The organism is Aeromonas sp. R9-2, from assembly GCF_040908025.1.
Taxonomy (GTDB): domain Bacteria; phylum Pseudomonadota; class Gammaproteobacteria; order Enterobacterales; family Aeromonadaceae; genus Aeromonas; species Aeromonas veronii.
In genome coordinates this window covers 31,444-56,532 of the sequence record NZ_JBFOCX010000031.1, presented here as the reverse complement: position 1 = coordinate 56,532, position 25,089 = coordinate 31,444, and the positions used below count along the sequence as shown (strand labels likewise).

24 protein-coding genes are annotated in these 25,089 nt (G+C 61.8%); 16 read left to right on the top strand and 8 right to left on the bottom strand.

Translation table 11 applies throughout. The features are described from left to right. Positions 1 to 56 precede the first annotated feature (56 nt). From AB5Y71_RS17505 to AB5Y71_RS17495, 3 genes are all read left to right on the top strand, one after another. Positions 57 to 1,844, top strand: a complete 1,788-nt coding sequence (locus tag AB5Y71_RS17505) for a cation:proton antiporter (protein ID WP_368172103.1) — start codon at positions 57 to 59, stop codon at positions 1,842 to 1,844. Beyond that, the gene (locus AB5Y71_RS17500) at positions 1,841 to 2,413 is read left to right on the top strand and encodes a DNA-J related domain-containing protein (RefSeq protein ID WP_368172102.1); all 573 of its coding nucleotides are present in this window, start codon (positions 1,841 to 1,843) and stop codon (positions 2,411 to 2,413) included. Before AB5Y71_RS17505 ends, AB5Y71_RS17500 begins: the two co-directional genes overlap by 4 nt. 78 nt (positions 2,414 to 2,491) lie before the next feature. Further along, positions 2,492 to 2,740 carry a hypothetical protein gene (locus tag AB5Y71_RS17495; protein WP_005354919.1) on the top strand — a complete coding sequence of 83 codons (249 nt, stop codon included), beginning with the start codon at positions 2,492 to 2,494 and terminating at the stop codon, positions 2,738 to 2,740. A gap of 60 nt (positions 2,741 to 2,800) precedes the next feature. Here AB5Y71_RS17495 and AB5Y71_RS17490 read toward each other — a convergent pair whose 3' ends face one another. After that, entirely contained in the window at positions 2,801 to 3,313 is a 513-nt protein-coding gene (locus AB5Y71_RS17490; protein ID WP_159158131.1) for a mechanosensitive ion channel domain-containing protein, read from the bottom strand. A gap of 13 nt (positions 3,314 to 3,326) precedes the next feature. Beyond that, positions 3,327 to 4,292, bottom strand: a complete 966-nt coding sequence (gene zntB / locus AB5Y71_RS17485; protein WP_005341467.1) for a zinc transporter ZntB — start codon at positions 4,290 to 4,292, stop codon at positions 3,327 to 3,329. Between the two features lie 139 nt (positions 4,293 to 4,431). Between zntB and AB5Y71_RS17480 the strand changes: the two genes are divergently transcribed. Further along, a complete protein-coding gene (locus tag AB5Y71_RS17480) occupies positions 4,432 to 4,881 on the top strand; it encodes a YaiI/YqxD family protein (RefSeq protein ID WP_005335916.1) in 450 nt (149 codons plus the stop codon). A 125-nt stretch (positions 4,882 to 5,006) separates the two neighbouring features. Continuing rightward, entirely contained in the window at positions 5,007 to 5,507 is a 501-nt protein-coding gene (locus AB5Y71_RS17475; protein ID WP_368172133.1) for a metal-dependent hydrolase, read from the top strand. 64 nt (positions 5,508 to 5,571) lie between these two features. Here the strand turns inward: AB5Y71_RS17475 and AB5Y71_RS17470 are convergent, their stop codons facing one another. Continuing rightward, positions 5,572 to 6,777, bottom strand: a complete 1,206-nt coding sequence (locus tag AB5Y71_RS17470) for a NupC/NupG family nucleoside CNT transporter (protein ID WP_005363118.1) — start codon at positions 6,775 to 6,777, stop codon at positions 5,572 to 5,574. A gap of 542 nt (positions 6,778 to 7,319) precedes the next feature. Here AB5Y71_RS17470 and dbpA point away from each other — a divergent pair. Beyond that, positions 7,320 to 8,699, top strand: a complete 1,380-nt coding sequence (gene dbpA / locus AB5Y71_RS17465; protein WP_368172101.1) for an ATP-dependent RNA helicase DbpA — start codon at positions 7,320 to 7,322, stop codon at positions 8,697 to 8,699. A 90-nt stretch (positions 8,700 to 8,789) separates the two neighbouring features. Continuing rightward, entirely contained in the window at positions 8,790 to 9,080 is a 291-nt protein-coding gene (locus tag AB5Y71_RS17460; RefSeq protein ID WP_058059358.1) for a YkgJ family cysteine cluster protein, read from the top strand. A gap of 27 nt (positions 9,081 to 9,107) precedes the next feature. Here the strand turns inward: AB5Y71_RS17460 and AB5Y71_RS17455 are convergent, their stop codons facing one another. Next, complete coding sequence (locus tag AB5Y71_RS17455; RefSeq protein ID WP_368172100.1) at positions 9,108 to 9,515, bottom strand: hypothetical protein; 408 nt, start codon at positions 9,513 to 9,515, stop codon at positions 9,108 to 9,110. Between the two features lie 268 nt (positions 9,516 to 9,783). On the opposite strand from AB5Y71_RS17455, the gene AB5Y71_RS17450 reads away from it, so the two are divergent. Beyond that, positions 9,784 to 11,178 (top strand): PepSY-associated TM helix domain-containing protein, encoded by a 1,395-nt coding sequence (locus AB5Y71_RS17450; protein ID WP_368172099.1) that lies wholly within the window; start codon positions 9,784 to 9,786, stop codon positions 11,176 to 11,178. A 67-nt stretch (positions 11,179 to 11,245) separates the two neighbouring features. On the opposite strand, the gene AB5Y71_RS17445 is transcribed toward AB5Y71_RS17450, so the two are convergent. Together AB5Y71_RS17445 and AB5Y71_RS17440 are read right to left on the bottom strand one after the other, a co-directional pair. Further along, the gene (locus AB5Y71_RS17445) at positions 11,246 to 11,464 is read right to left on the bottom strand and encodes a DUF6500 family protein (RefSeq protein WP_368172098.1); all 219 of its coding nucleotides are present in this window, start codon (positions 11,462 to 11,464) and stop codon (positions 11,246 to 11,248) included. Positions 11,465 to 11,569: 105 nt separating this feature from the next. Further along, a complete protein-coding gene (locus tag AB5Y71_RS17440; protein WP_368172097.1) occupies positions 11,570 to 12,475 on the bottom strand; it encodes a 1,4-dihydroxy-2-naphthoate polyprenyltransferase in 906 nt (301 codons plus the stop codon). A 208-nt stretch (positions 12,476 to 12,683) separates the two neighbouring features. Between AB5Y71_RS17440 and AB5Y71_RS17435 the strand changes: the two genes are divergently transcribed. The 8 genes from AB5Y71_RS17435 to AB5Y71_RS17400 all read left to right on the top strand — a co-directional run bounded on the left by AB5Y71_RS17435 (position 12,684) and on the right by AB5Y71_RS17400 (position 23,869). Continuing rightward, the gene (locus tag AB5Y71_RS17435; RefSeq protein ID WP_368172096.1) at positions 12,684 to 14,006 is read left to right on the top strand and encodes an isochorismate synthase MenF; all 1,323 of its coding nucleotides are present in this window, start codon (positions 12,684 to 12,686) and stop codon (positions 14,004 to 14,006) included. Between the two features lie 32 nt (positions 14,007 to 14,038). After that, on the top strand, positions 14,039 to 15,796 hold the full coding sequence (menD, locus tag AB5Y71_RS17430; RefSeq protein WP_368172095.1) for a 2-succinyl-5-enolpyruvyl-6-hydroxy-3-cyclohexene-1-carboxylic-acid synthase: 1,758 nt from the start codon (positions 14,039 to 14,041) through the stop codon (positions 15,794 to 15,796). Continuing rightward, positions 15,756 to 16,553 carry a 2-succinyl-6-hydroxy-2,4-cyclohexadiene-1-carboxylate synthase gene (menH, locus tag AB5Y71_RS17425; RefSeq protein WP_368172094.1) on the top strand — a complete coding sequence of 266 codons (798 nt, stop codon included), beginning with the start codon at positions 15,756 to 15,758 and terminating at the stop codon, positions 16,551 to 16,553. The genes menD and menH overlap by 41 nt, the downstream gene beginning before the upstream one ends. A gap of 4 nt (positions 16,554 to 16,557) precedes the next feature. Then, the gene (menB, locus tag AB5Y71_RS17420; protein ID WP_197971580.1) at positions 16,558 to 17,406 is read left to right on the top strand and encodes a 1,4-dihydroxy-2-naphthoyl-CoA synthase; all 849 of its coding nucleotides are present in this window, start codon (positions 16,558 to 16,560) and stop codon (positions 17,404 to 17,406) included. Next, positions 17,406 to 18,335 (top strand): o-succinylbenzoate synthase, encoded by a 930-nt coding sequence (menC, locus tag AB5Y71_RS17415; RefSeq protein ID WP_236358172.1) that lies wholly within the window; start codon positions 17,406 to 17,408, stop codon positions 18,333 to 18,335. Before menB ends, menC begins: the two co-directional genes overlap by 1 nt. Next, entirely contained in the window at positions 18,328 to 19,755 is a 1,428-nt protein-coding gene (gene menE / locus AB5Y71_RS17410) for an o-succinylbenzoate--CoA ligase (RefSeq protein ID WP_368172093.1), read from the top strand. The genes menC and menE overlap by 8 nt, the downstream gene beginning before the upstream one ends. A gap of 219 nt (positions 19,756 to 19,974) precedes the next feature. Beyond that, complete coding sequence (locus AB5Y71_RS17405) at positions 19,975 to 22,734, top strand: collagenase (RefSeq protein WP_368172092.1); 2,760 nt, start codon at positions 19,975 to 19,977, stop codon at positions 22,732 to 22,734. 187 nt (positions 22,735 to 22,921) lie between these two features. Continuing rightward, positions 22,922 to 23,869: a vancomycin high temperature exclusion protein gene (locus tag AB5Y71_RS17400; protein ID WP_368172091.1), complete on the top strand. Its 948-nt coding sequence runs from the start codon at positions 22,922 to 22,924 to the stop codon at positions 23,867 to 23,869. 83 nt (positions 23,870 to 23,952) lie between these two features. Here the strand turns inward: AB5Y71_RS17400 and AB5Y71_RS17395 are convergent, their stop codons facing one another. Further along, positions 23,953 to 24,567, bottom strand: a complete 615-nt coding sequence (locus AB5Y71_RS17395; protein WP_368172090.1) for a superoxide dismutase — start codon at positions 24,565 to 24,567, stop codon at positions 23,953 to 23,955. A gap of 17 nt (positions 24,568 to 24,584) precedes the next feature. After that, the gene (locus AB5Y71_RS17390; protein WP_005354955.1) at positions 24,585 to 25,064 is read right to left on the bottom strand and encodes a hypothetical protein; all 480 of its coding nucleotides are present in this window, start codon (positions 25,062 to 25,064) and stop codon (positions 24,585 to 24,587) included. Positions 25,065 to 25,089: the final 25 nt, after the last annotated feature.

The following is a 25,089-nucleotide window of genomic DNA, read 5'->3' as shown; positions in this document are numbered from 1 at the left end:
CTGACCAACTTAGCCACTACACTAGCTCCATACTCACTGCCTGAATCGAGGTCTGCATGATTGCCCTCTCTCTGGCCGGGATCGCCCTGGTCTCCGTGCTGGCCCAATGGCTTGCCTGGTCGCTGCGGGTGCCCGCCATCCTGTTTCTACTTCTTACCGGCCTGACTCTGGGCCCGGTCAGCGGCCTGCTCGATCCCGATGCCCTGCTCGGGGATCTGCTGTTCCCGCTGGTCTCCCTGTCGGTGGCAATCATCCTGTTCGAGGGGGCGCTGACCCTCCATCTGGCCGAGCTCAAGGGGATCGGCAAGGTGGTGCGCAATCTCTGCTCCACCGGCATGCTGGTCAGCTTCGCCGTCATCGGCAGCGCCGGTTACTTCCTGCTGGGGCTGGACTGGCGGGTCGCCACCATGCTCGGCGCGGTACTGGTGGTAACGGGCCCGACGGTGATCGCCCCCATGCTCAACGTGATCCGCCCCACCCGGGAGGTGGACCGCATCCTGCGCTGGGAGGGGATCGTCATCGACCCTATCGGCGCCCTGTTTGCAGTGCTGGTGTTCGAGGCGGTACGCCTCGGCAGTCAGGGGGATCTCATCAGCCATACCCTGCTGGCGCTGGGCAAGACAGTGCTGGTCGGCTCCCTGATCGGGGTGGCGGCAGGCTGGCTCACCACCCTGCTCATTCGCAAGGACTGGCTACCGGTCAGCCTGCACAAGTTCGGGGTGCTGGCGCTGGTACTGGTCACCTTCAGCCTTTCCAACTGGCTCAGCCACGAGTCCGGCCTGCTGGCGGTGACCGTGTTCGGCATCTGGCTCGCCAATCAGGAGGGGCTGGATCTGGAGGAGGTGCTGGCGTTCAAGGAGGATCTCGCGGTCATCCTTATCTCCAGCCTGTTTATCCTGCTGGCGGCCCGCCTCGATCTGGCCCAGCTCTGGCAGCTCGGCCCCATGGTGTTGGCACTGCTCTGCGTGGTTCAGTTCGTGGCACGCCCGCTCTGTATTCTGGTCTCGACCTGGGGCTCGGATCTCTCCTGGCGGGCTCGCGCCCTGCTGAGCTGGATCGCCCCGCGCGGTATCGTTGCGGCGGCGGTCAGTGCCTCGTTTGCCATCAGCCTGCATCAGGCCGAGATCCCCGATGCCGACAAATTGGTGCCGCTGGTATTTGCGGTGATCATCTCCACCGTGGTGTTGCAGAGCCTCACCTCGGCACCGCTGGCCAGCCTGCTCAAGATGCGCCAGAGCGCCCCCAACACCTGGCTCATCATAGGGGCCAACTCGGTGGCGCGGGCCATTGGCAAGGCGCTGGCGGATCAGGGGGTGCCGGTGCAACTCTGCGATCCCGCCTGGGAGTTCTGCAAGCAGGCGCGGATGAGCAACCTCCCCTGCTACTTCGGCAACCCCCAGTCGGAACATGCCGAGCTGCACCTGCCGCTCACCAGCATCAGTACCGTGCTGGCGCTCTCCCCCAACCGCCACAACAACGCCCTCGGGGTGCTGCACTTCGCCCACCTCTACGGCGAGGAGCAGGTCTACTCCCTGCGCTCCAGCGAGCAGCACGGCAAGGCCAACCGGGAGAGTGCCACCTTTCGCGCTCGCCAGAACCTGTTCGGCCCCGACATCAACTATGCCCGGCTGAGCAGCCTGCTGAGCCGGGGTGGCCAGATCAAGGCGACCCGCCTGAGCGAGGAGTTCGACTGGGCCCAGTATCAGACCGCCAATCCCGGCGCCATCCCGCTCTTCATCATGGATGGCAAGGGCAAGCCCCAGATCGTTACCGGCCCCGTCACCCCGCAGGCGGGTGAGCTGCTGATCGCCCTGCAGCCGCCCAGAGAGCAGGGCGCCGAATGAACGAAGCCAACCACAATCCGCTGATCGCCCCTCTGCTGGTGCTATTGCAACAGGCGGCGGGCAGCTACAAGGTGCATGAACTGATGGCTGCTCTGCGCCAGCAGGGGGCAATTCCGGTACTGACCGACGATGAGCAGCTGCAGCTGTTTCGGGTCAACTTCCTGATCATGAACGCCCTCTACCAGTTGCAGGCCGAGCTCTGGCAAGAAGGATGGTGGCTGGTGATCAGCACACTGGATATCCGGCTCGAACCGCTGGCCGGGAACCAGGAGGCCAACCACGGCTTTGCTGTTGGCGAAAATCTGCGTAGCTACTATCTCGACTGGCAGGTGTTCTGGCAGACCGACCGTGCTGAAGTTGAGGCCCTGCTCAACCGCTTCTGGCGCGCTTATGACGGTGAGGGGCACAAAACCGAGGCGCTAGCCCTGTTCGAGTTGAATGAAGGGGCGAGTCAGGAGGCGATCCGCCGCCGCTGGCGGGAGCTGGCATTGCAGCACCATCCGGATCGGGGCGGCAATGCAGATACCTTTATCCGCATCCGCTGGGCATGGGAGGTCCTGCGGGGATGATCCCGTTGCCGCACCACTGTTGCCGCACATAAAGGGCAGGCATAGACTGGAGCTGGATATTCCCCACAGGAGAGCATCATGACAGTCAGTGAACTTCGTAAGCTCTATCAGCAACAGATCCTGCAAGAGGCCGAAATACTCCACGACGTGGCCATCCCCGGATGGATCATTGAATTCAGAGGCAAGGATGGCGCCCTCTACGAGCTGACCGACACCCTCGGCTGCCCGGTCAGTTTCGGCACCGTTGAGCAGGCCCGCGAACATCTGCATCAGGTGGCCGACTGCCCGGTTCAGGTGGAGCACCTCTACCGCTTCTTCGAACGCTAGCGCCACCCACCGCACAGTAAAAAGGCTCTCGAGGGAGCCTTTTGTTATTCCGGTTGCTTTCTATTCCGGTTGCAGCGGTTCCGCCACCCTGCCCTCCAGCTTCCTGACCGGCTTTTGCAGGATCAGGTTGGCCGGATAGGTGACCAGATCGCCGTTGTCATCACGCACCCGCACATAGAAGAGACCGATCTCGGTGATGACGCCGGTGACCGAATCATCCTTGTCGAGGATGCGGATCCGGTCGCCAATCTTGTAGGGGAAGGCGAAGAAGATGGTGATGCTGGCGGTGATGTTGGAGAGGATCGACCACTGGGCGACCATGGCGACCCCCAGTACCGCAAAGAAGGAGGAGGCGAGCACTACCAGTCGGGAGAAGTCGAGCCCCCACACCCCGGCCAGCACCAGCAAGGTGGCGCAACCGAGCAGGAAGTGGAATACATGGGCCACGTAGAGCACCCGGTTCTCGCTCACCTGCCTGCTCTGACCGAGCGCCAGCAGGCTCTTGTGAATCAGCCGACGGATCAGGGTATGCCCCAGCAACAACAGCAGGGTCAGGCCAATTGATTGCCACATGGGTTATGCCTCCTTACCACCAGCGCCGATGCTTGAGCCAGATAGCCAGCCCGCTGGCCAGCGCCACCAAGGATCCGCAGAAGACCCAGAAGGCAGTCGGATTCTCGGCCCCGGGGATACCGCCGAGGTTGATGCCAAACAGACCGGTCAGGAAGCTGGCAGGTAAAAAGAGCAGTGCCATCACCGACATCTGGTAGGCGCGGCGGTTAGTCGCCTCCGCCATCAGATTGTTGATCTCGTCTGCCAACACGGCGGTGCGTGCCACTCCGGCATCGAGGTCATCGAGCCAGCGCCGCAGCCGGTCGGCGATATCGAGCAGACGGCGGCGATCATCCTCATCCAGCCAGCTGATCTTCTCGTTGGCGAGGCGCGCCACCAGATCCCGCTGGGGGGAGAGGTAGCGGCGGATCATGATGAGCTGCTTGCGGATCAGCGCCAAGCGGCCATTGGCGGGCATGTCGCGCATCAGCACCATCTCCTCCAGATCGAGGATCTTGTCGTGCAGCTCCTCGACAAACTCCCCTGCCCGATCGGTCAGGGCATCGCAGATCTCCACCAGCCAGTCGGCCGGGGTATCGGCGCCGCCCCCCAGCTTGAGCTGGTTGAAGACATCCTGTTCGGAGAGCAGCGGACGACGACGGCTGCTGATGATGAGATCCGGGGTGATGAAGATGCGCAGCGCCACCATCTCTTCGGGCCTGTGATCCTTGTTGTGGTTGATGCCGCGCAGGATCAGCAGCACCGTCTCCCCCATCCGCACCAGCTTGGGACGATTGCTCTGGCCGAGCAGCGACTCCCTGGCCGCCTCGCTGAGCAAGGGGGTCTGCAACAGCCAGCGCGCCGAATCGGGATTACCGTAATCCAGATGCAGCCAGCCGGGATGCGCCGCCGGGACTTCGCTTCCCGCCGTCAGCGGCGCCATGCCCCCCTTGCCATCCAGGGTCAGGGCATAAATCACTTCACCGGGCACCCGATCCATCTCGTCTCCTTCTCGTTTCATGTGCTGGCCCCAGCTTACACCAAAGGTTGGGCCGACTCAGCCCCGCGCCGGGAAGGGAGGCCTGTGTTAACATGGCCGCTCTCGTTTTTTATCCGCTTTCACTACAGGAAAACATGCCATGCCCATCTGGGTTGATGCCGATGCCTGCCCCATTCCGGTCAAGGAGATCCTCTACCGCGCCGCCCACCGCGCCCAGGTCGTCACCACCCTGGTGGCCAATCAGGGGTTGCGGGTGCCCCCCTCGCCTTTCATCAAAACCCAGCAGGTGGAAAAGGGATTCGATGTGGCAGATCATGTCATCGCCCAGCAGGTTCAACCCGGCGATCTGGTGATCACCGGCGATATCCCCCTCGCCTCCTGGGTGATCGATGCTGGCGGCGAGGCACTCAATCCCCGCGGCGAGATCTACACCCGCGAGACCATCAAGGCGCGGCTCGGCATGCGCAACTTTATGGAAGAGCTGCGTTCAGCCGGCGTGCAGACCGGCGGCCCGGCCCCCTTCAATGCTGCCGACAAACAGCGCTTCGCCAACGCCCTCGACAAGTGGCTGGTCAAAGGCAAGCTGTAAAGAGACCCTAAAGGCGCCCTACTTGGGCGCTTTTTCGCCGTAACATCCTGATTTTTAAAATAAGAGCTGACCACAACCGTCAGGCTGGTAAGATGCGCCGCCATCTTGTCCACGCCGTAATCATCATGACCGCCCAAGGGCACCTGCTCTTCTCCGTTACCTGCACCCTGCTCGCCCATAAACTGCAGCTCACTCCGGCACTGGCCGATGCCAGCCTGTGGCAGACCATCCCTGCCGCGCTGTCCAGCGCCCTGTTGCCCGACCTCGACCACCCCAAATCGGTGCTGGGGCAGCGCCTGCCGTGGATCTCGAAACCTCTGTCGCGGCTGTTCGGCCATCGCGGCTTCACCCACAGTCTGCTGGCGGTCGCCGCTGCCGTCTGGGGGCTGAACCAGAGCCTGCCGCCGGACACCCTGCCCATGGGAGTCAAGGATGCACTTATCGTCGGCTACCTCAGCCATCTGCTGGGGGACTGGCTCACCCCGGCAGGCATTCCGCTCTTCTGGCCCATCAAGCGCCGTTACCGCCTGCCGGGCTGGCCGCTGCGCAGCGGCGGCGCCATCGAAACCGGCTTTTGCACTCTAACCTTGCTGGTCGCTGGCTGGTGGTGCGGCTGGCGGCTGTAAGCCAGAAATAAAAAAGCCCCTGACAAGGTCAGGGGCCCAAGCAGTGGTGCGAACCACTAGAGGATCAGATCATGATGCCTGCGATAACAGCAGAGAGCAGGCTGACCAGGGTAGAACCGTAGACCAGCTTCAGACCGAAGCGGGAAACCATGTTGCCCTTCTCTTCGTTCAGCGCTTTTACCGCACCGGCGATGATGCCGATGGAGCTGAAGTTGGCGAAAGAGACCATGAAGATGGAGAGGATGCCGACGGTACGCGGAGAGAGCTCGGCAGCCACCTTGCCCAGATCCATCATCGCCACAAACTCGTTGGTCACCAGCTTGGTCGCCATGATGGAGCCCGCTTGCAGCGCTTCACCACTCGGGATACCCAAGATCCAGGCGATCGGGTAGAAAAGGTAGCCCATGACGAACTGGAAGTTCACGCCAAATGCCATCTCGAACAGGTAGTTGATCAGGGCAATCAGGGCGATAAAGCCCACCAGCATGGCACCCACGATCACGGCAACGGTGAAACCGGCCATGATGTACTCACCCAGCATCTCGAAGAAGTTCTCTTTCTTCGGGGTGTGGTGCTCGTCACCTTCGGCAATGGCCTTGATGTCGGTCACGGAGTTATCCGGCTCGTAGGGGTTGATCAGCGAGAGCACCACGAAGGTACTGAACATGTTGAGCACCAGCGCGGCAACCACGTAGCGCGGCTCGATCAGCTGCATGTAGGCACCGACGATGGACATGGAGACGGTAGACATGGCAGTCGCCGCCAGGGTGTACATCTGCTTCTCGTTCAGGTGCGGCAGGATGTTCTTGAGGGCGATGAAGTTCTCGGACTGGCCGACGATCATCGAGCTGATGGCATTGAAAGACTCCAGCTTGCCCATGCCGTTGATCTTGGCCAGCACGGTACCGATACCGCGGATCACCAGCGGCAGCAGGCGGATGTACTGCAGAATACCGATCAGCACGGAGATGAAGACGATGGGCATCAGCACCATCAGGAAGAAGGAGAAGGCCCCTTCGTTGACCAGACCACCGAACACGAAGTCGGTACCCTGTTTAGCAAACTCCATCAACTTGGTGAAGCCGGCCGCGAAGCCACCCACCACCGCCAGACCCACTTCGGAGTTCAGCATGAACCAGGCCAGCGCCAGTTCGACCACCAGCAGTTGGCCGATATAACGCAGTTTGATCTGTTTCCAGTTGTGGCGGTTAGCCAGCAGAGAGAGAGCGAGGACCATCACCAGTCCGAGCACAAAGTGAACGTATTCCATACCTGTAGCACCTGAGTAAATTGTAATTTTTGACCGGCGCCATCATAGACATTTGCACATTTAAAAATCAGATAGCCATCACAATCCCGCGCAATATTATGGAGGCAGGATAATACAAACGTTTTTAAATTAATTGTGCAATGAACTGATATTAATCGCGCAACACGGATAACATAAATCCTTTTAAAACATCATGTTGAGTAATGGCGGCGCCGTTTTCATGTTCTTTGAAAATATTTCATCAGCATTTTTGCAACATTCCCTATGGCGCAATAACTACTCGTGAAATATTTTCCAGTCATTATATTAAAATACTGAAAATAGAAAACGTTTATCCGCGATAAATAATTAGATGAGTGTTTGAAAAATAGTCCTTATTGCTATGTCGGTGATCGCCAGCGATCGATTTGGCAACAAATGAACCTTTCATGGCCCCTCGTGGCCAGCCGTTCAAAAATCCGCCACATCCGGTGCCACATTCTGGTATGATGCGCGGCCTTAGCGCTCGCGCATCCCCGTTTTCTCCGAAATAGAGTCCTTTTGTGAACAACAGCGAATTTAGCAGCCTCAATCTCTCCCCCGCCCTGCAAGAGAACCTCACCAGCCTGGGTTACCTGCAGATGACCCCGATCCAGGCCCAGAGCCTGCCCCTGGTGCTCGATGGCAAAGACCTGATCGCCAAGGCAAAAACCGGCAGCGGCAAGACCGCCGCCTTCGGCCTCGGCCTGCTGGCCAAGCTCAACGTCAACCGCCTCGAAGTGCAGGCGCTGGTGCTCTGCCCGACCCGCGAACTGGCGGATCAGGTGGCTCAGGAGATCCGTCGTCTGGCGCGCGCCCTGCCCAACGTCAAGCTGGTGACCCTGTGCGGCGGCACCCCGACCGCACCGCAGTCCGCTACCCTGAGCTTTGGTGCCCACATCGCCGTCGGCACCCCGGGTCGTATTCTCAAGCATCTGGAGCAAGGCACGCTGGAGCTATCCGGCCTCAAGACGCTGGTGCTGGACGAAGCGGATCGTATGCTGGACATGGGCTTTGGCGAAGATATCAACCGGGTCATCAGCTATGCCCCTCAGCAGCGTCAGACCCTGCTCTTCTCCGCGACCTATCCGGAAGGGATCGCCCAGATGAGCCGCGGCGTGCAGCGCAATCCGGTCGAGGTGAGCGTGGAGTCCCTGCACGAGGGGAGCGCCATCGAACAGAAGCTCTATGAAGTGCCTGCCGGTCAGCGCCTCGACGCCCTCACTTGGTTGTTGAGCCACTACCAGCCCAGCTCCTGCGTGGTGTTCTGCAACACCAAGCGCGCCTGTAACGACGTAGCCGACCATCTGGCCGCCAAGGGCTTCTCGGCGCTGGCGCTGAACGGCGATCTGGAGCAGCGCGAGCGGGATCAGGTGTTGGTGCGCTTTGCCAACGGCAGCGCCACCATTCTGGTGGCCACCGATGTGGCGGCCCGCGGCCTCGACATCAAGGAGCTGGGCGCCGTCATCAACTACGAGCTGACCTATGACCCGGAAGTGCACGTGCACCGCATCGGTCGTACCGGTCGTGCCGGCCAGCAGGGTCTGGCTCTGAGCCTCTATCAACCGAACGAGGCCCAGCGCGTCAACTTTATCGAAGAGTACCAGCAGGCCCCGATGCCGCTGGGTGATCTCGACAGCATCGGCCGCGACATCAAGCCGATCGCCCCGCTGATGGTGACCCTCTCCATCGATGCAGGTCGCAAGACCAAGGTGCGGGCCGGTGACATTCTGGGCGCCCTGACCGGTGAAGGCGGCATTGCCGGCGCCGATGTGGGCAAGATCCAGATCTCCGAGCAGTACTCCTACGTCGCCGTGAAGCGCAGCGTGGCGAGCGCCGCCCTCAAGCGGTTGCAGGAAGGCAAGATCAAGGGTCGAAGCTACCGCGCCCGCAAACTGGGCTAAGGTTTTTTTGCAAGCCATTAGCCAGACCACAGGCGCCTGACAGGCGCCTGTTTCATATCTCCGATGCCGCCATGCGGCAAGACAGGCACCATGACCCAAGCAATCCAAACCGATGTGAGCTGCCAGAACTGCGAAGCCTGCTGCTGCCGCCTCGAAGTGATGCTCTTTACCGATACCGGCGTGCCGGACCGTTATGTACTGGAACGGGAAGGCGAGATACCGGTCATGCGCCGGCTGGACGATGGCTGGTGCGCCGCCCTCGACCGCAACACCATGATGTGCCGTATCTACGAGGTGCGACCGCTGATCTGCCGCGAATTCGAAATGGGTGAACCCGACTGCGTTGACGAGCGGGACAAGTGGTTTATCAAGCTGGAGTAAAAACCGTCCACGCGGTGAGCGGGGTGGTCAAGCGCTCGCAGGTTCACAGGAAGCGGTGTTGAGCTGCTCCCCCAGCCACTGGATGGCCGCTGCCTCCTGCTCGAAGTAACGTACCGCCCGAAAGGGCAATCCCTTGAAGATGTTATCCGCCAGATAGCGCTTGAAGCCCCCTACGAAAACCACCGCCAGAAACTGACAGCCACTCTCGGCACACCAGCCAAACTGGCGACGAAAACGGGCCAACACCTCGGGCCCGGCCGCTTCAAACTCGGTCGCGACCTCGACAATCCCCCAGGGGCCATCCATCAGACCGGCCAGTTCGTGACGAAAACGCGCCTCATAGGCCATGGCACCTGCCAGATTGAAGGGGCCACTCGGGCGGCAGATCAGCATCTGGCCCCTGCGCTCCATGTCAAATTGCCCGTGTGGCTGCATGACTGCTCCCATTCCGTTACCACCACCATCGCCTGCAAATTGTTACCACAAGGTAATAATTTATAAGGAAAAGTCCAGCAGCAAACAGGCTTTCCCCAAAGCGTAATCATCCTATCCTGCAAACCGTCTGCACCTCATGTTACAGACACCCCGCACCGAATCGATCTCAAGATGTGTGATTGCAGTTAACGAAACGTTACTGCTATTATCCGCGCCGCCACAAACATTCCACCAGCCGAAAGGTTTGGCACCCCAACAAGGATGTGCAATGAAAAACAGGGACTCGAGTCATTATCAACGGATCTGGCGCTGGCACTTCTACGCCGGTCTCTTTGTCGCCCCTTTCCTGATCCTGCTGTCACTGACCGGGATCGTCTATCTGTTCAAACCCCAGCTCGACAACCTGATGTACCCCGAGCTGATGAAGGTCGCCCCAGCCAGCCAGACCCTGAGTGCCGACCAACTGCTGGCCAAGGCGATGATGACCATGCCCGATGCCAGCCTGCGTAAATACCTGCCACCTGTCGCTCCCGACCTGAGCGCTCAGTTCATCGTCAATCGGGGTGAACAGGAACTGACCCTGTTTATGGATCCCGCCAGCGGCGCCCTGCTCGGCACCATGGATAACAAGTGGAATCTGCAAGCGGTGGCTCGCTCCCTGCACGCCGACCTGCTGCTCGGCACCACCGGAGATCGGCTGATCGAGCTGGCTGCAGGCTGGGGACTGGTGTTACTGCTAAGCGGTCTCTACCTCTGGTGGCCACGCAAGGGGCCCAGGGTGGGCGGCATCCTCTGGCCCAGAGTAAGCCAGCGCGGACGCCTCTGGTGGCGGGATCTGCACGCTGTGGTCGGCTTCTGGGGAGCCGGTTTCCTGCTGCTGTTGCTGCTGAGCGGCATGACCTGGACCGGTTTTTGGGGCGATCAGTTTGCCGCAGTCTGGAACCGCTTCCCCGCCGCCATGTGGAACGAGGTGCCCAAATCGGCGCCACTGGCCCGCAGCCTGAATCAGGCCCACGAGCAAACAGTCCCCTGGGCGGTGGAGAACACCCCCATGCCCAGCTCGCAGCCGGTCGATGAGGCGCACGATCATGGCGCCATGAACCACGGCGAACATGAGGGAGTGGTGATGGCAAGCCAGCGCATTGCGCTGCAACAGGTGGTCGAGACAGCCAGTGAACGGGGCGTCAAACCGGGTTACAGCATCACGCCGCCGGTCGGCGATACCGGCGTCTACACCATCGCCCTGTTTGCCGACGATCCGCGCAACGACGCCACCCTGCATATCGATCAATACAGCGGCAAGGTGCTGGCCGATGTGCGCTGGCAGGATTACGGCCCGGTCGCCAAGACGGTGGAGAGCGGCGTCATGCTGCACATGGGCAAACTCTACGGCTGGCCCCATCAGCTCGCCATGCTGCTCATCTGCCTGATGGTGCTGGCCAGTGCCGTAAGCGGCCTGTGGATCTGGTGGTGCCGCCGTCCGCAGGGCCGTCTCGCCGCGCCGCCGCTGCCCGCCAAACTCCCGCCGATGCGTGGTGCCATCGCCCTGCTGATCCTGCTGGGGATCGCCTTCCCGCTGGTGGGCACCTCCATGGTTGTCATCTGGCTGCTGGATACCCTGCTCTTCTCCCGTCGCCCCCTCAAGGTGGCGCGCGCCAGCTAGTCGATAACATCATTCACCAACAGAGAGGGCTCCCGCTTGGGAGCCCTCTCTGTTTCATGGCAGCCGACTATCGCTCCTGTTCGACCAACAAGAGAATTTTCTTGGCCTTCTCGAAGTGATCGAGCTTGTGGGTCTGGATCCACCAGGTCGCCGCCTCCATCAACAAATCGGGATTGTCATTGCGATTGGCAAAAAAAGCATAAAAGGAGAGCCCGACCGTCTCCCCCTTCTGGGTGATTTTCTGCTGGCATACCTGAATGATTTTCTGTTTGAGTGATGCACGCATGGCAGTCTTCCTGTCTGACTGATTCAGTACCAACGCGTCGCATCGGCACACAAAAAGACTCCCGCCTCGGGAGCCCGTTTCACATAACAACAAGCCGGTCGCTCATCAGGAGAGCGCCAACCCGATGGAGAGCAGCAGACTGAACAGAAAGGCGCTGATGGCGGTCTTCTTGAGGGAACCGGTCAGCACCTCGCCATCGTAGCTTTCGCGCAAGGTACGGGCCGCATCGCTGAGAGGCTTCATGGCGGGCAAGAAGATCCACGGCCAGAAACTGGCGGGCTGGATCAGGATAAAGGCGATGGTTGCCAGCAACGCCGCCCCCAGCAGTACCCAGTGATAGGCGATGGCACGGTTGCGGCCAAGGCGCACCGCCAGAGTGATCTTGCCGCTGGCGGCGTCGGTCTCGATGTCGCGCACATTGTTGATATTGAGCACGGCGGTCGCCAGCAGGCCACAGGCGGTGGCAGGCAGCAGCAGCTCCCACTCCAGCGTCTTGGTGAAGAGGTAGTAGGAGCCGAGCACCCCGAGCAGGCCGAAGAAGAGGAACACCGAGATATCGCCAAACCCGCGATAACCGTAGGGAGTCTTGCCGACCGTGTAGGTCACCGCCGCGACAATGGCCGCGCCACCCAGCACCACAAATGCCAAAATCTGCAGCCACTGGCCGCCGAAGGCACAGCCCAGCAGCAGCAGGCCACTGGCCACCGCCGCCAGCGCGGTCAGCCCCATCGCCACGCACATCTGTTTTTTGGTGATAAGACCGGAGACCACCGCCCGCTGCGGGCCGATCCGCTCACCGTTGTCGGCGCCGGAGACCGCATCGCCGTAATCATTGGCCAGATTGGAGAGGATCTGCAGCAGGATGGCGGTCAGCAGGGAGAGCACCATGATGGTGCCATCGAAGGCACCACGACTGGCAGCCAGCCCCGAGCCCAGCAGGATGGAAGAGCAGGCGAGCGGCAATGTTCGCAAACGCGCCGCCAGCAACCAAACAGAGAAGGTATTTGTCATTTTGTGATGGCCAAACAATCGGATATTGATCGTGTTAAGGGTTATCGAACCGGATTTGGGTATACTTGGCCCCGGAGAGTGAAGCTCCCGCGGGCGATTTACATGGACGAATGGGCAGATAATATATAGGAAATCATCGCCCTTTGGCATAAACCTACGGCATCCAGCTACCGGATCGCTCGTTACTACCCGGCTCAGACAAGAATCCATGTTGGCTCAGACCCATATCAAGCAACAACTGGACGCCCTGCGTCACAGCAACGTCAGCGGCTTCGTACGGTTGCGAGTGGCGATCGAAATCCGCTCCTTTCTGGGCTGGCTCGCGGCGCAAACCCTCTATCCCCGTATCTACTGGCAGGCCCGTGGAGAGGCTCGTCCCGAGTATGTCGCGCTGGGCGCCATCCATGAACTGACCGAGCCGCACGCCATCAAGCAGGTGTGCACAAACACAGCCAACCAGCATCATGACGACAGCCCTCGCTACTATGGTGGACTGGCGTTCGATCCGGTCCAGTCCGGCTGGCAAGGGTTTGGCCCCTGCCGTTTCGTGCTGCCCCGCATCGAGCTGGTGCGCCGTGGCGAGTGCGTCAGTCTCTGCCTCAACCTCTGGCTGGATGACGACAATCTCGAGGCCGAACTGCAGGCGGCCGAAGTCGCCCTCGATGCCCTGCGCCCGGAAGCCCCGCTGCCCGCCCTGCAAAAGCAGCCCTGGCAGCGACAGGATTGCCCCGGCCCCGCCCAGTGGCAGACGCTGGTGGAGCGCGTCACCGCCTCCGATTTTCAGGCGCACACTCCCAAGGTGGTACTGTCGCGGGAGAGCGTGCTGACCAGTCCGAACCATGATGCGGATATCAATCCCTGGGCCATGCTCGACCAGTGGGCCCGCCACGCCCAGGACTGCTTCCACTTCGGTTTTCAATTCTCCCCCGAGCAGGCCTTTATCGCCTGCTCCCCCGAGCGGCTCTACCGCCGGGAAGATCGCCACCTCTTTACCGAGGCGCTGGCGGGCACCATTCGCCGCTCCGGTGATGAAGAGGTGGATGCCCAACTGGCCGCCGAGCTGCTGGCCGACAGCAAGAACCGGCTGGAGAACCGGCTGGTACACGCCGACATACTCAGCCGTCTGGCGCCACTGACCCACGATGCCACCCTGACCGAGCCGCGCATTCTCAAACTGCGACTGCTGCAACACCTCAAGTGCGATATCGAAGCCGAGCTCAAGCCCGGCGTCTGCGACTGGCTGTTGCTCGACGCCCTCCACCCGACTCCGGCGGTGGGCGGCGCTCCGCGCGAGGCAGCGCTCGCCTTTATCCGCGAGTTCGAGCCCTACGATCGGGGCTGGTACGCCGGAGCCTGCGGCATGCTGAGTCGGGAGACGTCCGAGTTCTCGGTCGCCATTCGCAGCGCCCGCATTCAGCCGGGCAGCGTCACCCTGTTTGCCGGTGCCGGCATTGTCGCCGGTTCCGAGCCTGTCGCCGAGTGGGCCGAACTCGACAACAAGATCGCCAATGTGCTCTCCCTGCTGGGATAGTCATTCACCCTTTTCACGCTACGAGAGCCCCTATGCCCACCCGTAAAGAGCCTGCCAGCGAAGAGTTTGCCTGCACACCGTTTTCGAGCCAGCACGCCACCTTCAACCACGTCTGGTCCTCCCTCTTGCTGGAGGAGCTCTTTCGCCTCGGGGTGCGCGACATCGCGCTGGCCCCCGGCTCCCGCTCTGCGCCGCTGACCATGGCCGCCGCGGCCCATCAGGGCTTTAGTCGTCATCTGCATTTTGACGAGCGCGGTCTCGGCTTTATGGCGCTCGGGCTAGCCAAGGGGAGCAACCGGCCGGTGGCGGTGATCATGACGTCGGGCACCGCGGTGGCCAATCTCTGGCCTGCCGTGGCGGAGGCACAGCTCACCGGCGTGCCGCTGATTATTCTCTCCGCCGATCGTCCTCACGAACTGATCGACAACGGCGCCAATCAGGCGATCGACCAGCAGGGGATCTTCGGCCGCTACCCCGTCTATCAACAGAACCTGCCGAGCCCCACCCCGACCATTCCAGCAGCGTTTGTGCTGAGTTCGGTGGATCAGGCGCTGGCCAAACAGGCGCTCACTCCCGGGGTGGTGCACTTCAACTGCATGTACCCCGAGCCCCTCTACCCGGGCGAGCACTATCAGGATTTCTCCGACTATCTGGCCCCCCTCGGCGACTGGCTCGGCTCGCGAAAGCCATGGAGCCCGTGGCAACAAAGCGAGCCGAGCTGCCCACCTCAGGCGGAGTGGGAAACCTTTCGCCAACAGCGCGGCATTATTGTCGCCGGCAGGATCACTGACCCCGAACAGGCACAGGTGGTCGCCGAACTGGCAGAGCAACTTGGCTGGCCATTGCTGGCAGATCTGCAGAGCCAGATCCGCTTCGATAGCCGCAACCTCATCCACATGGATATGGCGCTCAACGACCCTGAATTCGTCGCCGAGCTGGGCCGCGCCGAGGTGCTGCTGCAATTTGGCGCGCGACTTGTCTCCAAGCGGCTTGGCCAGTTCATAAAACACCATTCATGGCTAGATTACTGGCTGGTGGATCCGCAACCGGCGCGGCTCGATCCCGACTACCGGTTGCGCAACCGGCTGCTCTGCAGTGCCAGCGCCTTTGCTGCGGCCCATCCGGTCACCACCCAGGCCCCTTGGCACACATTCGCCGAGCTGCAACACAACGCCAGCCAGCAGATCGCCGCTGCCTGCGAGCACTTCTCGGAACTCGGGGTCTGCCATCGCCTCAATTCCCTTATCGAAGGGCAACTGTTTGTCGGCAACAGCATGCCAGCCCGACTGATGGATATGCTCGGCGAAACGGGCAAGGGGCCGAGCCGGGTGATGACCAACCGCGGCGCCTCCGGCATCGATGGCCTCATCGCCACCGCCTACGGGTTTGCCCAATCAATCGAGCAGGACAGTGATGAGCCCACTACCCTGCTGCTTGGCGATCTCAGCGCCCTGCACGATCTCAACAGCCTGGCCCTGCTCAGCAAGGCGAGCCGACCGCTGGTGGTGATCCTGCTCAACAACGATGGCGGCAGCATCTTCCGTATGTTGCCGGTGCCCACCGAAGGGGAGCTGCTGGAGAGCTACTACCGGCTGCCCCACGGTCTCAGCTTTGAACATGCCGCCGCCATGTTTGGCCTCGCCTATCGGGCGCCGACCACACTGGCCGAGTTCGAACGCGATTACAGCGCCGCTCTCCAACATGGCGTTACCTTGATCGAGATCCGGGTACCGAGCGAGCAGGTGGCCGATGATCTCAAGGCGCTGGGGGCCGCCATCCGTGGCAAATAAAGATGCCAATGTACCGCTGGTGCTGCTGCACGGCCTGCTGGGGGATAGCGGCGACTGGCAACCGGTGATCGACCGGCTGCCCGCCAACCGATGCATCGCCCTCGATCTGCCGGGTCACGGCCTGCATAGCGCTCTCACCGTCAGCGACTTTGAGCAGAGCCACCAGTGGCTGGTCGCCGAGCTGGCCAACCGCAACATTGAACGCTATCTGCTGGCGGGTTACTCGCTGGGTGGGCGACTGGCCCTCTATCACGCCAGCCGCGAGCCCGCCGGGCTGCGGGGGCTGCTACTGGAGAACTGCAACCCGGGGTTACCGGCCTGTGAACGGGCCGCCCGCATCCAGCACGATGAACAGTGGGCGCAGCGCTTCGAGCGTGAGCCCCTGGCTGACGTGCTGGCAGACTGGTACCGGCAAGGGGTATTTGCCGATCTTGACGATGCGGCCCGGGCCCGCCAGATCGCCCGCCGCCTTGGCAACGACGGTCAGGGCATCGCCACCATGCTGCGCGCCACCTCGCTAGGCAAGCAGCCGGATCTCGCCCCCTGGCTCATGGCGAGCCAGCTGCCGGTTACTTATGTGAGTGGCAAGCGGGATCACAAATTCCATCAGCTGGCTTGCCAGCTGGCGAACCAGGATCGCAGAATCAACCACTTGGTGCTGGATGGCGGCCATAATCTGCACGCCCATCAGCCTGATAACTTTGCCCGACTCCTCGCGGAGTGGGTCAACCAACAAGAAGAGACGAGTCATGATTGAAGCAATGACGGAAGCTGAACTGTACGCACCTGTTGAATGGCAGGATTGCTCCGCCGGTTACGAGGACATCCTCTATCACAAGTCCAACGATGGCATTGCCAAGATCACCATCAACCGTCCCCAGGTGCGCAACGCCTTCCGCCCCCGCACCGTCAAAGAGATGCTGCAGGCGCTGGCCGATGCCCGTTATGACGATCAGATCGGCACCATCATCCTGACCGGTTTTGGCGAGAAAGCCTTCTGCGCCGGCGGCGACCAGAAGATCCGTGGCGACTACGGTGGATACCGCGATGACGAGGGGACTCACCACCTCAACGTGCTCGACTTCCAGCGCGACATCCGCACCTGCCCGAAACCTGTGGTTGCCATGGTGGCCGGTTACGCGGTCGGTGGCGGCCACGTGCTGCACATGATGTGTGACCTGACCATCGCCGCCGACAACGCCCAGTTTGGCCAGACCGGCCCGAAAGTGGGCTCCTTCGACGGCGGTTGGGGTGCTTCCTACATGGCTCGTATCGTCGGCCAGAAGAAGGCCCGCGAAATCTGGTTCCTCTGCCGCATGTACGATGCCCAGCAAGCCCTCGACATGGGTCTGGTCAACACTGTCGTGCCGCTGGCGGAACTGGAGCGTGAAACCGTGCGTTGGTGCCGCGAAATGCTGCAAAACAGCCCGATGGCGCTGCGCTGCCTGAAAGCCGCCCTCAACGCTGACTGTGATGGTCAGGCGGGCTTGCAGGAGCTGGCGGGCAATGCCACCATGCTGTTCTACATGACCGAAGAGGGTCAGGAAGGCCGCAACGCCTTCAACGAAAAGCGTCGCCCCGACTTCTCCAAATACAAGCGGAACCCCTGATGACACTCGCCCTGTATCGCTATCAACTGCCTTTTACCCAGCCCCTGACCTTTCACGGCAAGGTGGAGGTGGCGCGAGAGGGGCTGTTGGTGCGCATCAACGACGGCTGGGGGGAAATCGCCCCCCTGCCCGGCTTCTCGAAAGAGAGCCTGCAACAGGCAGAGGCAGAAGCCCTTGCCGCGCTGGCAGCCCTGGCCGCCGGCGACAACCTGAACCCCGTGCTGCCGTCGGTGCAATTTGGCCTCGACTGCGCGCGCCGGACATGGCCCGAACAGAGCAACCCGCTGCCGGAGCCCTATCCCCTCATTCAAGGCTCCCCCCAGGAGCTGCTGCGCAACTGGAAAGAGTGGCTGCACCGCACGCCCGGCAAGGCCAAGCTGAAAGTGGCGCGCTACCCGATGCGTGACGAGCTGGCGCTGATCCGCCTGCTGTGCGATCGCCTCCCCTCCCTCAAGCTGGTGCTGGACGCCAACCAGGGCTGGACACGCGAGGAGGCGTGGACCTTCTGCGGCCACCTCGACCCGAACCGCATCGAGTATCTGGAAGACCCTTGCGCCGACTTTGCCGACATCGCCTTTGTCGCCAACCGCACCGGCATGCCGGTGGCGCTGGACGAGCTGCTGGCGCAAGGCAAGCCGTGGGAGCCGATCCCGCAACTGCGCGCGCTGGTGCTCAAGCCTACCCTGCTCGGTTCACTCGCCAACTGCGAAGCGCTGATCGCCCGCGCCCGCGAACTGCGGCTCAAGGTGATCATCTCCTCCTGCTTCGAATCGGATCTGGGCCTGAACCAGCTCTTTCATCTGGCGAGCGAATGGGCTCCCGAACAGGCGCCGGGTCTGGATACCCGCCGCTGGATGGCGGGCAACCTGCTGGGGGAAGATGGCAAACCGGACCTGAGCCGACTGGAGCAACTGTATTACCGTGATTGAACCCACACGTTCACCCGAACAGACACCTTGCCCGGTACGCCACCGGGCAATCACAGCCCCGAACCGCATTGCCATCCACGCCGCCTCGCCTCTCAGTTATCGCCAGCTCGATGCCCGCCTCAACAGCCTGTGCCAACAGCTGGAACAAGCCGGAGTGCGTCGTGGCGCTCATCTGGCGACGGTGGTGCGCGGTGCGCTGGAAGATGTACTGCTGGCGTGGGCCTGCGTGCGCAGCGGCGTGGTGTTCTGCCCGCTCAACCCCGCCTTCCCCCTCGAAAAGCAGCGCGAGCTGGCGGTACAACTCGATGCCGATGCCTTCTGGTCGGCAGGGGAGATCCCGGCAGGCAACTGGCAGCTCCTGCAGCTCGACTTCACGCGCGAACTGCCAGCAAGCGAGGAAACATGGCCGCTGGCATCGACCCAGCTCAACAACATGATCCTCACCTCAGGATCCAGCGGCACACCGAAAGCGGTGGTGCATCGGCTCTGCAACCACCTTGCCTCGGCGCGCGGCTCTGCCACCCTCATTCCCCTCGATGAGAAGTCCGGCTGGCTACTCTCCCTGCCGCTGTTTCATGTGGGCGGCTACGCCATCCTGTTTCGGGTCTTTCTGGCGGGCGCAACTCTGGTACTGGATCAACGTGAACGCTCCCTCAAGGAGCGGCTGGAGTGCCAGCCCATCACTCACCTCTCGCTGGTGCCAACCCAGCTCTGGCGTCTGCTGGCAGAGGGTTTTGATCCCGCCCGTACCCGCCTGCGCGAGCTGCTGCTCGGTGGCGCCGCCATCCCGCAACCGCTGGTGAAGCGCCTCTGCGCCATGGGGCTGGAACCCAAGGTGAGCTATGGTCTCTCCGAGATGGGGAGCCAGGTCTGCACCGCTATCCCCGGCGATGCAGGCATAGTTGGCAAACCGCTACCGGGACGGGAAGTGTGCATCAGGGAGCAGGAGATCTGCGTGCGCGGCGCCACCCTGTTTGCCGGTTACTACCGGGCTGGCGAGCTGGATCTGCCCCTCGATGGCGAAGGCTGGTTTCATACTCGCGACAAGGGGAGGTTCACTGCGGCAGGGGAGCTGCTGGTAGAGGGACGGCTCGATAACCTCTTCATCTCGGGCGGGGAGAATATCCAGCCAGAAACCATCGAGCAGCGACTGGTAGATCATCCCGCTGTCGCCCAGGCGCTGGTGGTGCCGGTGACGAGCGATGAGTGGGGACAACGCCCCGCCGCCTTTATCGACTGGCACGGCGAGCCGGTTCCCGACTCCGAACTGGCAGCCTGGCTCCGCAGCACCCTGCCCGGCTTTATGGTGCCCGACCACTGGCTCCCCTGGCCCGATCTTGGCGGCAATCTCAAACCCTCCCGCCAACTGCTGGGCAAGGTAGCCCGACAACAAACCACTCGGGCACGACAAGCTGAATGAGATCGGACTCACAATTTACCGATCTTCTTTGAAAACAAAAAAAGAAACATGTGAGTCCTTACTGCGGCGCCAACCCACGATAATTCGATCAGACTCAAAAAGTCACCATCTTATTGATTTATCTGATTTTTAATTGGCAATTGATATCCCTTTGGAACCGTTTAAATTGCCTTGCGATTACTCGCAAGACAATACACAAACAACAACAAAGGGATAAAAATGAACCGTTCAGGTACCGGGTGGCTGCTGCTGGCAGGCCCCCTGCTTTTGGCGACATCCTCGGCGCAAGCCAACTACTCCCCCAATGACTGGCGACAGTATCAGCTGACTGGCGAATCGAGCCGGCAACTGGCCGCGCGCATCACCGAGCTCACCTACGAGCTCAAGGCGCGCAGCAGCAATGCTCCTTACCAGCAGCTTAGGGTCTACCGTCGCTTCGACTGGCAGAGCAGCGATCTCGCGGCCCTCGCCGAACAGCAGTGTGGCGAGCCGCAGCTCAAGGTAGATGCGGGCTGGCAGATCCGCTTCGTTCGCTGTGAAGATCGGATTCCGGCGGGCAAGCTCATTCCCGCCAGCAGTTATGACTTCGGTTATGGCCTCAAGCAGGGTCGCTGGGAGCAGCTGGCGGGCACGCCGACCGCCCAGCGGCAGGATCGTCTGCCGCTGCCACAAGCCATCATCCTGGGTCAGAGCGAAAGGGAGCTGGATCGCTGCGAACTCAACGCACAAGGCCGCTGCGCCGAGTCGGAGTGGCACTATCAGCCGCAGGATTGGCAGCAGTTGCAGGTACTTGAAGAGACCCCGAGTGAGCGGGATGGCCGGTTGGAGCAGATCTTTTTCCGTCTGCAGCCGGTGGCAGGCAGTCAGGCTGCCGCTCAGGTCAGCGAGATCCACGTCTGGCGCCGCTATCAGTGGCAGCTGGATCAGCTCACGCCTCAGCAAGAGTGTGATGAGCCACAGGAGCGCAAGGAGGGGAGCAACACCATCCGCTATCGCATCTGCCGTCAGGTGATCCCCGCTGGCAGCGAGGTTCAGGTAACGTTGCAAGATAGCGGCTACCAATACCCGGTCGCCGGCGGCGAGTGGCAACCCCTGCCAGAGAGCAAAGAGTGGCAGGAGAGCCGGGTGCTCAATCGCCCCATCGTGCTGGCCAGCAAGGAGGAGCAGCTGGAGTGCCGTCGCGCCAACGGTCGTCTCTGCTCCGAGCCAGAGCAGCCCGATGTGGATCTGCTCGACAGCGATGCCGCCAAACTGGTGGCCGACGTGAGCGGCCAGAACAGCCCTGCCTGGCAGGCGGATTACGGCCACGATGACGCCAAGCTGATGGCGGTGGTGCGCGGCATGCGTGCCCTGCTGGCGGCCAACCAGCCGACCCATCCGGCAATGGACAAGCTGCTCTACTATGTGCGCGCCCACAACTACCACGGCGGCGTTGGCAAAGAGAGTGATCAGGCCGCCCGGGCTCTGGCGGGGGTGATGATTGATCTGCTCAATCACCCATTGCTGCTGGGAGCTGAACCGCAGGATCAGGCTGGCACAGTGCTGGAAGCCTGGAGCGTGGCGGCGCAGGGACAGCTTGGCCAAGCCGCCTTCCGCCAGAGTGCCGCCCCCATGCTGGCCCAGCTCAACCAGGCGCTCGGCTATGCGGTGCAACATGCGGCGCAGATCAATGGCCACAAACCCTGGGCCGATGGCCTGTTCGAGCTGCTCAATCTGGTCGATCAGAGCGCCTCTTACGGTCAGCAGGCTGACTTCAGCGCAGCTGTGCTGCAACAGGAGGCGGCATTGCGCCAGAGCCTGCTGCAACTGGGCCTGAGCGAGCTGGCCCTCTGGAAACAGCGCGATGGCTCACGGGATCTGTTTATCTTCAACAACATCCTCGATGCCCACAGCCGCCTCTACCAGATGATGCGCTACCTCCATCACACCAGCCCGGATAAGGCGATCGCCTATCGCCAGCAGCTGGATCGCGATGTCATCGCCATCATGCGCCAGCAGGGGCTGGTCCCGGGCGGCCAGCATTCGGCTGCCATGCTGGAAGAGGTATCCCTGACCCTCTCCAGCTACTACCTCACCTACACGGATCGCACCAGCGAAGCCTGTGTCAGCGGCGAGTTCGCCGGGCTTTGTACCCCGATCCGCATGGAAGATATTCTGCCGTTCGAGCACACCTGCTCGCCAACCCTGCGTCTGCGCGCTCAGGATCTGACCCAGGCTCAGGCCGAAGGGATCTGCCGCGAGCTGGGTGATGAAGAGCAGCGCTTCCACCAGCAGATGGAGACAGGCTGGCAACCGGTGGCCGATGATCACAACGAAGCGCTGGAGCTGGTGATCTTCAACTCCTCCGCCGACTGGGGCCGCTACGGCAGCGCGCTGTTTGGCGTATCCACCGACAATGGCGGCATCTATATCGAGGGGGATCCGGCTCGCCCCGACAATCAGGCCCGCTTCTTCGCCTATGAGGCGGAGTGGAAACGCCCTGCCTTCCAGGTGTGGAACCTGCGCCACGAGTACGTTCACTATCTGGATGGCCGCTTCAACCAGTACGGCAGTTTCGGCCACTATCCGCTCAACCGCACTACCTGGTGGGCAGAGGGGATTGCAGAGTACATCGCCCACGGCCAGTGCTTTGCCCGGGGTCTGGATAACGTGGCAAACCGCCCCGCCAACCAGCGTCCGACACTGGCGGCGATCCTCCACCTTGACTACGACCAGGGTGGCGAGATGGTCTACTCCTGGTCCTATACCGTGCACCGTTTCCTCAACGATACCGGTCGCGGCGCCAGCTGGCTGGCGCTGGCACAGGCGCTGCGTAATCCGGATCGCCAGCAGGCGATGAGCAACTTCGAAGGGGAGCTGGACCGGCTGATCGCCAACGACAGCGACGCCTATCAGGCGTGGCTCGCCCGGGATCTGCTGCCCTGGTGGCAAGCCAACAAGGAGTCAGACGCCTGCAAGGGTAACGACTCCGCCCACTGATAGACCTTCACCTAACAGAGGGGCTGCCACCGCAGCCCCTCTCTTTATCCTCCCGCTCTCCCGGCCTCTGCTGCGACAACCTCTGCCCGAATGAGGTGCCCGCCCGTTATCAAGCCTGACGCCAGCGGCCGAGTTGTAATAGAATGCCGATAGCCACTCCCAACTTCAGACCCTGACCGCACCGCGCATGAAGAAGTTTGCCAAGATCCTCCTCGCCTGCCTCGTTTTGCTGCTGGCCCTGATTGCCATGCTGCTGGGCTACAGCGAGTGGATCGTCTCGGATGCCCGTCACTACACCTACGATCAGGTGGACAAGGTGCCCTACAACCGGGTTGCGGTCGTGCTGGGTACCTCCAAATATCTCTCCGGTGGCGGCCCCAACCACTACTTCAAATACCGCATCAAGGCGGCGGCCGAGCTCTACAACAATGCCAAGGTGGACTTCATCATCGTCTCCGGTGACAACGCCACCGTGCAGTACAACGAGCCACGCCAGATGCGCCGCGCCCTGATCAAGGCGGGCATCCCCGCCTCCGCCATCTATATGGATTTCGCCGGATTCCGCACCCTCGACTCAGTTGTTCGCGCCAAAGAGGTGTTCGGCCAGGATCGCTTTACCGTGGTCTCCCAGGGCTTTCATAACGAGCGGGCCATTTTCATCGCCCGCCATTTCGGTATCGATACGGTCGGCTTCAATGCCGAGGATCCCAGCGCCTATCAGGGGATCCGCACCCGGGTGCGGGAAGTCTTTGCCCGCCTGATGGGGCTGCTCGACCTCTATGTACTGGACAAGGGGCCCAAGTTCCTCGGGGCACCGGTCCCCATCGGTCTGCCTGTGCCTTGCCAGTCATTGAGCACCATCGGCAGCCTGCAACCCTGCCTCAAACAGCCCAAACCGGCGGTGGATGAGGCCAAGCCAGCGGCAGTTTCTGCCGCGGTTGCCACCGAGTCGGCAACTTCGTCTGCCTCGGCCACGACTGAACAAGTCACTCCTGCTTTATCCGCAGCGGCAACGACTGAGCCGGTCACTCCCGCCAAACCCGCGGCAGAAACCGCCGCCGAGACGCCCAGCGCGGCCTTGCCCACATTGCCGGTGGCCCCTTCAGCCGCCAGCGCCAGCACAGCCGCACCATAAACAGACGACCCGCCAACTGGCAGGTCTTGTTATTACAGCGCAGGTTGTGGCGGTGAGCCTGCACACCCATACCCAGCGACAGGTCAGCCTCGCGCCGCCTGATAGCGGCAGGCCACTTCGGCCCAATCCACCACCTGATAGAAGGCTGCGATATAGTCAGGACGCTTGTTCTGGTACTTGAGATAGTAGGCGTGCTCCCACACATCCAGCCCCAGGATCGGGGTATGGCCATGCATCAGGGGACTATCCTGATTGGCACTGCTCTCCACCTGCAATCTACCTGCCTTGTCCACCACAAGCCAGGCCCAGCCGCTGCCAAAGCGGCTCAGGGCAGCCTGAGTGAAGGCCTGCTTGAAGGCATCGAATCCCCCCAATTCCCGCTCGATGGCCAGAGCCAGTTCACCACCCGGCTCACCGCCCCCCTGCGGGCTCATCACCAGCCAGAACAGGGAGTGGTTGGCATGGCCGCCGCCATGGTTGCGGACCGCCCCCTGCAGGGCGGTTGGCAGAGTATCGAAGCGGCGCAGCAGCTCTTCAACCGGCATTGCGGCCAGCTCGGGCGCCGTTTCCAGTGCGGCATTGAGGTTGTTGATATAGGTCTGGTGATGACGGCTATGGTGGATCTCCATGGTCAAGGCATCGAGATGGGGTTCCAGTGCGTCGTAGGCATAGTTCAGGGCTGGCAGGGTATGACTCATGATGACCTCTGTTCGGCTTAATGGAGCCGGGATGAGGGCTCGCTCTGACACAGGCAGTGACCGAGCGAACGCATGATCCCGGCGTGGCTGCCGTGGCGCTGTACGAACGTCAGCAACTCGGCACGGGTTGTGCGGGTATGGCGCAAAGCAGCCTCTCGCAGGCGAGAGGAGCAAGCGGGGGAGTGACAGGTCGCCAGCAGGCAGTCGTGCACATAGCAGAGCAGGTCGGCGGCGCGATCGGGCAGAGTCATGGCCACCAGCAGATCCGCCAGATTGTGGTGAGCCACAACCAGCGCCGCCACCGCCTCATCGGCGTCATGCCACTGCACCAATTGCTGACGAGCCAGCCACAGCGCCTGCTGATAATGGGCCAACGCCTGATGATACTCGCCGCAGTCAAACAGCCGGTTGCCCTCTCGGGTCTGCTGTTTCCAGTGACTCATGCTGCTGCCACCTTCGGTCGACTCGACCCACCCCTTCACCCAGGTTGCTGTCATATGCTTCACACCAACAAATGATAAT

Bases quoted from the DNA above. Each gene is read 5' to 3' on its own strand.
- AB5Y71_RS17405 (WP_368172092.1), top strand. From the start codon at position 19,975: ATGAACCGTTCAGGTACCGGGTGGCTGCTGCTGGCAGGCCCCCTGCTT.
- AB5Y71_RS17455 (WP_368172100.1), bottom strand. From the start codon at position 9,515: ATGCAGCCACACGGGCAATTTGACATGGAGCGCAGGGGCCAGATGCTG.
- zntB (WP_005341467.1), bottom strand. From the start codon at position 4,292: ATGGATCGGGTGCCCGGTGAAGTGATTTATGCCCTGACCCTGGATGGC.
- AB5Y71_RS17395 (WP_368172090.1), bottom strand. From the start codon at position 24,567: ATGAGTCATACCCTGCCAGCCCTGAACTATGCCTACGACGCACTGGAA.
- AB5Y71_RS17480 (WP_005335916.1), top strand. From the start codon at position 4,432: ATGCCCATCTGGGTTGATGCCGATGCCTGCCCCATTCCGGTCAAGGAG.
- AB5Y71_RS17400 (WP_368172091.1), top strand. From the start codon at position 22,922: ATGAAGAAGTTTGCCAAGATCCTCCTCGCCTGCCTCGTTTTGCTGCTG.
- AB5Y71_RS17450 (WP_368172099.1), top strand. From the start codon at position 9,784: ATGAAAAACAGGGACTCGAGTCATTATCAACGGATCTGGCGCTGGCAC.
- menB (WP_197971580.1), top strand. From the start codon at position 16,558: ATGACGGAAGCTGAACTGTACGCACCTGTTGAATGGCAGGATTGCTCC.
- menC (WP_236358172.1), top strand. From the start codon at position 17,406: ATGACACTCGCCCTGTATCGCTATCAACTGCCTTTTACCCAGCCCCTG.
- menH (WP_368172094.1), top strand. From the start codon at position 15,756: ATGATCTCAAGGCGCTGGGGGCCGCCATCCGTGGCAAATAAAGATGCC.
- AB5Y71_RS17435 (WP_368172096.1), top strand. From the start codon at position 12,684: ATGTTGGCTCAGACCCATATCAAGCAACAACTGGACGCCCTGCGTCAC.
- AB5Y71_RS17445 (WP_368172098.1), bottom strand. From the start codon at position 11,464: ATGCGTGCATCACTCAAACAGAAAATCATTCAGGTATGCCAGCAGAAA.
- AB5Y71_RS17495 (WP_005354919.1), top strand. From the start codon at position 2,492: ATGACAGTCAGTGAACTTCGTAAGCTCTATCAGCAACAGATCCTGCAA.
- menD (WP_368172095.1), top strand. From the start codon at position 14,039: ATGCCCACCCGTAAAGAGCCTGCCAGCGAAGAGTTTGCCTGCACACCG.
- AB5Y71_RS17500 (WP_368172102.1), top strand. From the start codon at position 1,841: ATGAACGAAGCCAACCACAATCCGCTGATCGCCCCTCTGCTGGTGCTA.
- AB5Y71_RS17470 (WP_005363118.1), bottom strand. From the start codon at position 6,777: ATGGAATACGTTCACTTTGTGCTCGGACTGGTGATGGTCCTCGCTCTC.
- AB5Y71_RS17490 (WP_159158131.1), bottom strand. From the start codon at position 3,313: ATGTGGCAATCAATTGGCCTGACCCTGCTGTTGTTGCTGGGGCATACC.
- AB5Y71_RS17460 (WP_058059358.1), top strand. From the start codon at position 8,790: ATGACCCAAGCAATCCAAACCGATGTGAGCTGCCAGAACTGCGAAGCC.
- AB5Y71_RS17505 (WP_368172103.1), top strand. From the start codon at position 57: ATGATTGCCCTCTCTCTGGCCGGGATCGCCCTGGTCTCCGTGCTGGCC.
- AB5Y71_RS17390 (WP_005354955.1), bottom strand. From the start codon at position 25,064: ATGACAGCAACCTGGGTGAAGGGGTGGGTCGAGTCGACCGAAGGTGGC.
- AB5Y71_RS17475 (WP_368172133.1), top strand. From the start codon at position 5,007: ATGACCGCCCAAGGGCACCTGCTCTTCTCCGTTACCTGCACCCTGCTC.
- AB5Y71_RS17440 (WP_368172097.1), bottom strand. From the start codon at position 12,475: ATGACAAATACCTTCTCTGTTTGGTTGCTGGCGGCGCGTTTGCGAACA.